Source organism: Sulfitobacter sp. HI0129, assembly GCF_001635395.1.
Lineage (GTDB): Bacteria > Pseudomonadota > Alphaproteobacteria > Rhodobacterales > Rhodobacteraceae > Sulfitobacter.
In genome coordinates this window covers 1-5,227 of the sequence record NZ_LWGH01000217.1, presented here as the reverse complement: position 1 = coordinate 5,227, position 5,227 = coordinate 1, and the positions used below count along the sequence as shown (strand labels likewise).

General features: G+C 64.0%; 4 protein-coding genes and 2 pseudogenes. 5 read left to right on the top strand and 1 reads right to left on the bottom strand.

Features of this window, described 5'->3' with window-relative positions; translation table 11 throughout:
• Together A3764_RS02790 and A3764_RS02785 are read left to right on the top strand one after the other, a co-directional pair.
• The coding region (locus A3764_RS02790; RefSeq protein WP_067951143.1) for a metal ABC transporter permease at positions 1 to 875 on the top strand (875 nt) is incomplete at its 5' end.
• Positions 872 to 1,801, top strand: a complete 930-nt coding sequence (locus A3764_RS02785) for a metal ABC transporter permease (RefSeq protein ID WP_067921529.1) — start codon at positions 872 to 874, stop codon at positions 1,799 to 1,801. The genes A3764_RS02790 and A3764_RS02785, both read left to right, overlap by 4 nt.
• Here the strand turns inward: A3764_RS02785 and uraH are convergent.
• On the bottom strand, positions 1,781 to 2,140 hold the full coding sequence (uraH, locus tag A3764_RS02780; protein WP_067921528.1) for a hydroxyisourate hydrolase: 360 nt from the start codon (positions 2,138 to 2,140) through the stop codon (positions 1,781 to 1,783). The genes A3764_RS02785 and uraH overlap by 21 nt on opposite strands.
• 387 nt (positions 2,141 to 2,527) lie before the next feature.
• On the opposite strand from uraH, the pseudogene A3764_RS23890 reads away from it, so the two are divergent.
• From A3764_RS23890 to A3764_RS02770, 3 genes and pseudogenes are all read left to right on the top strand, one after another.
• Positions 2,528 to 2,695, top strand: a pseudogene (locus tag A3764_RS23890) (2-oxo-4-hydroxy-4-carboxy-5-ureidoimidazoline decarboxylase); the annotation flags it as partial.
• Between the two features lie 169 nt (positions 2,696 to 2,864).
• Complete coding sequence (gene mutL, locus A3764_RS02775) at positions 2,865 to 4,730, top strand: DNA mismatch repair endonuclease MutL (RefSeq protein WP_067921527.1); 1,866 nt, start codon at positions 2,865 to 2,867, stop codon at positions 4,728 to 4,730.
• A pseudogene (locus A3764_RS02770) lies at positions 4,727 to 5,227 on the top strand (DNA recombination protein RmuC); the annotation flags it as partial. The gene mutL and the pseudogene A3764_RS02770, both read left to right, overlap by 4 nt.

The following is a 5,227-nucleotide window of genomic DNA, read 5'->3' as shown; positions in this document are numbered from 1 at the left end:
TCTTTTTTGGCTTCGGTATCGTGCTGCTGACGATCATCCAGACGATGAACACGGGCCGTCAGGCGGGGCTGGAAAGCTTTCTGCTGGGGGCCACCGCCGGAATGTTGCGAAGCGAGGCATTCATCATCGCGATTTCGGCGGCTCTCACCCTCGTTCTGGTACTGGTGCTGCGCAGACCGCTGACACTGGCCTCCTTCGATCCGGAGTATGCCACCGCGACCGGCCAGAATGTGACCCGCACGGATCTGGCGATGATGGGGATCGTGCTGGCCGTGACGGTGGTGGGGCTCAAGATCGTGGGATTGATCCTGATCGTGGCCTTGTTGATCATTCCGCCCGTGACCGCCCGTTTCTGGACGGAGCGGACCGATCATGTCCTCATGCTCTCTGCCTTGTTCGGCGGTCTGGCTGCTTATGGGGGCGCGGCGCTTTCCGCCGCCTTGCCCGATCTGCCCACGGGGCCGATCATCGTTCTGGTAGGCTTTGGCTTTTTCGTTGTGTCGCTGTTGTTCGCGCCCGGCCGCGGTGTCGTCTCGGCGCTTCTGCGACATCGCCGGTTCCAACGGCAGGTCCACCTGCGGCAGGGGTTGCTGGCGCTGGCTCAGGGGCAGCCGATTTTCGAACGTCTGACCCTGCGCCTATTGCAGGCCGAAGGCTGGGTCCGTCCCGATGGCGTGGCAACCCGTCAGGGGCAGTTGCGCGCGGCCAAGGCCCTGCGGGACGAGGACCGTTGGCAATTGGTGCGCCATGATCCTGCCTATGAAGCGGCGGCGCTTCATTACGACGGGCTGACGGCCATTGAATCCGTGCTGACCTCCGATCAGCTTGATGCGTTGGATGCGCGACTGGGCGTAAAGGGGGGGGTACGGCCATGAACGGCGAAGAATTCGTTCCCCTCTCGCTCGTCCCAATGCTGACGGGGATCTTCGTGGCAGTGGCCTGTGCCCTGCCAGGGAACTTTCTCGTCCTGCGGCGGCAGGCGCTGATCGGCGATGCGATCAGCCACGTGGTGCTGCCGGGGATTGTCGTGGCCTTTCTGTTGACGGGTCGCGCGACCACCTGGCCGATGCTGCTGGGTGCGGCCGGTGCCGCGGTTGTTGCCGTCATCGCCATCGAGGCGGTGCGCCGCCTTGGCAGGATCGAATCCGGGGCGGCGATGGGCGTGATCTTCACCGCCATGTTCGCGGGTGGCGTGCTGCTGCTGGAGCTTTCGGATACCAGCAATGTCCACCTCGATGTGGAGCATGCCCTTTACGGCAACCTCGAAAGCCTCATCTGGCTCGATGCCTTGGGGTGGTCATCGCTCTGGGATGCGCAGGCGCTTGCGACTGTCCCGGTCGAATTGCCCCGTATGGCGCTGACGCTGCTCTTTGTCGCGGGTTTCATCGCGGTTTTCTGGCGCCCGCTCAAGATTTCCACCTTTGACGAGGGTTTCGCGCGCACGGTGGGGGTGGCGACCGCGCCGCTGGGCCTAGGGCTGGTGATCGTCGCTTCGATCGCGGCGGTGGCGGCCTTCGATGCGGTAGGCAGCATCATCGTCATCGCGATGTTCATCTGTCCGCCCGCGGCTGCACGGATGATGACCAACCGGCTGGAGCGGCAGATCGCATGGTCCGTGGCCTTCGCGACCTTGGCTGCCGTGCTGGGCTACGTACTTGCAGGGTACGGACCGCTCTGGATCGGGGCGCGGGATTCGGTTTCCGCCGCCGGAATGATCGCTACGATCTCCGGCGTCATCCTGGCCATCGCGGCGCGCTTGGGGCCGCACCGTCTGCGCGGATCAGCTGCCCCGGTAGGTTGAATAGCCGAAGGGCGACAGAAGCAGCGGCACATGGTAATGCGAGCCGGGGTCCGAAATGCCGAAACGGATCGGTATTTCATCGACGAAGCGCGGATTTTCAGCCGGAGTTCCGGCGCCATCGAGATAGGCACCCGCTTCGAACACGATTTCATAGGTTCCCGCAGCGCATTGCCCTTTCGCAAGGAGCGGCGCATCGGTCCGGCCGTCCGCGTTCGTCGTCATGGTAACGAGCATCATGCGATTGGTCCCGTCCAACCGGTAGAGCGTGAGCTTCATGCCGCCAGCCGGTCGCCCGCGGGCCGTGTCCAGCACATGTGTCGTCAGATATCCCTCGGCCATTCGGCACTCCCCCCTTTGATCCATACTCAGGATAGGTGGGGGCCTCCCTTGGTCAATGCCGGGCCGTGAGCCGGGGCTTTTTTGGGTGACCCGCCCAAGGGTCTCAAAATTTTATCGGAGGGGCGATTCGTTTTTGTTTTGACCTGCGAATCACCTTCTGGCTATATGGACGGCAACAACAGCGATGCAGGCAAATCATCCATAGCGACGAGCGGTTTGCGGGTCGGCGCGCGCAGATAAAAATGGCGGTCAAAGAATACGACTGCGCGGAAACGACCGATTCGGCGGGTCATCTTTTGAAGGTGGCCCGTTTTTCTTTTCACGCCCCTTCCGGGAATGGTTTGCGCCTTTCGGTGGGGGCCTTTCAGGAGTTGCAGAAGGGATGACGTATTCGAACACGGGTTTCCTTTCATCATCGCCGTGAAGGATCACGACAAGGCGGGCATCCTGCGCCATTTCGAGGGACGACTCGGCCATGACACGGAAACGGAATTCACCACCGCCTGCCGTCAGGTCGAACGCATCGCACGGCTGCGACTGGAAGACATGATGTGAGCCAAAGATCTCAGGCCCTGGGTTGACCGCGTCTGCGCCTCCTGCAAATCTTGGCCTTCTGATGGCGCGATAACCGCCCCGTGGCACATAAGCACTCCGCCAGAGAACTCCCGCCGAGAGAGGTTTCGAAGCTGGCAGAATCGCAAGCCTCCATGCTAGGTCTAGCGGTATGTCTCAGGCAAACCCCAATATAGACGCTGTTCGCCCTGTCATACGGCAGTTGGACGATTCCGCCATCAACCGCATTGCCGCCGGCGAAGTGGTGGAGCGCCCGGCATCCGCCGTGAAGGAACTGGTGGAAAACGCGATCGATGCCGGGGCACGGCGGATCACCATCGATTATGCCGATGGAGGCAAGACTTTGATCCGGGTGACGGACGACGGATGCGGCATCCCGCCGGAGGATTTGCCGCTGGCCTTGTCCCGACATGCCACGTCGAAGATCGACGGCTCGGACCTTCTGAACATTCACACATTCGGCTTCCGGGGTGAGGCGCTTCCATCGCTCGGCGCGGTGGGGCGCCTGCAGATCACCAGCCGGACGGCTGATGCCCCAGCGGCCGAAATCTCGATCCGGGCGGGCGAGATGGCAGCTACGCGCCCCGCAGCGCTTGGCCGCGGCACCGTGGTCACCCTGCGGGATCTGTTCTTTGCCACGCCCGCGCGGCTCAAGTTTCTGCGCACCGACAGGGCCGAGGCGCAGGCCATCGGGGATGTCGTCAAACGGCTGGCCATGGCGGAGCCCTTCGTGCGTTTCGTGCTGCGCGATGTTTCGGGCGAGGGGCCGGGCCGCGAAGTGTTTCGGGCAGAGGCGGAACAGGGGGAGCTTTTCGACGCGCTGGGCGGCCGCCTCGGGCGGGTGCTCGGGCGCGAATTCGCGGAAAACGCGCTCGCCATCGACGCGGAGCGCGAAGGCCTGCACCTGACGGGCTATGCCGCCCTGCCGACCTATTCCCGCGGTTCCGCAGTGGCGCAGTATCTTTTTGTCAACGGTCGTCCGGTGCGCGACAAGCTGTTGGTGGGGGCGCTGCGCGGCGCCTACCGGGATTTCCTGTCCCGGGACCGGCACCCGGCTGCGGTGCTTTTTCTCGATTGCGATCCCACTTTGGTCGACGTCAACGTGCATCCGGCGAAGTCCGAAGTGCGCTTTCGCGATCCGGGACTTGCGCGCGGTCTGATCGTTTCGGGCCTGCGGCATGCCTTGGCCGGGGCCGGGCACCGCGCGTCGTCCACCATGGCCGATGCGACGCTGGGTGCGATGCGGCCCGAACCGACGGGGGCGCGGGTCTACCAGATGGACCGATCGGGCGCGCGCGGCTTTGGTGGGTCTGCGGTTGCGCTCCCTGTTCACCACGCCAGTGCGCAATCGCCCGGGTTTGCAGAGGTGCAGGGCAGTTGGGGGCGGGTCGAAATGCCCGCCGAGGTCGTCGAAGAAGAGCGTGAAGCCGAGGCCGCGCAGCCATTGGGCGCAGCGCGGGGGCAGGTGCACGAAAACTACATCATCGCCCAGACAGCCGAAGGCATGGTCATCGTCGACCAACATGCGGCGCACGAACGGCTGGTCTATGAAAAGCTCAAACGTCAGATGGCCGAAAAGGGCGTGGCGGCACAGACCCTGCTGATCCCCGAGATCGTGGAGCTTTCCGCCTCCGACAGGGAAACGCTGCTGGAGGTTGCGGATAGTCTGGCGGATCTGGGGCTTGGTATCGAAGCCTTCGGCGGGAATGCCGTGGCGGTACGCGAAACGCCCGCCATTCTGGGAACGGTCGATGCCCGGGCGCTCGTACTCGATATTCTCGACGAATTGTCGGACAGCGCGGAAACCGACAGTCTTCAAACCCGGATCGAGGCGGTCCTCAGCCGGGTCGCTTGTCACGGCTCGATCCGCTCGGGCCGTCGTATGCGGGCCGAAGAGATGGACGCACTGCTGCGGGAAATGGAGGCGACCCCCCATTCGGGCCAGTGCAACCATGGCCGGCCTACCTACGTCGAACTGAAGCTGGCGGATATCGAACGGCTGTTCGGACGGCGATGATCGAGTTGGGCGGTCAGACCTATCGCCTTGCCGATCCGTCGGTGCAGGCCGTGCTGGCGGGCGCTGTCGTTCTGCTTATCGTCCTGCTGTTGCTGGTTGCCGCTGTGCGTGCCGCGGGGCGCGCGGCGCGGGTGGCGGCCCCCCTGTCCCAGCAGATGCAGATCCTTGGCGCGCATGTGCAGCAACTGGGGGCGGGGCAGGAACAGTTGCGAGGTGGCTTGCAGACGGTCTCCGACACGCAGGCGCGAACGCAGGCTCAGATGATCCAGACCGTCGAGGCACGGATGAACCATGTTCAGTTGCAGATGCAGGAGCGGCTGGCGGAAAATGCGGCCCGCTCCACCCGTGCGCTGGCCGAGATGCAGGAACGGATGAACGAAACGCTGCACGGCTCCTCCACCCGGACGACCACGAGCCTGACCCAGCTTCAGGAACGCCTCGCCGCCATTGACCGCGCTCAGGACAACATCACGAAGCTGAGCGGGGACGTCCTGTCG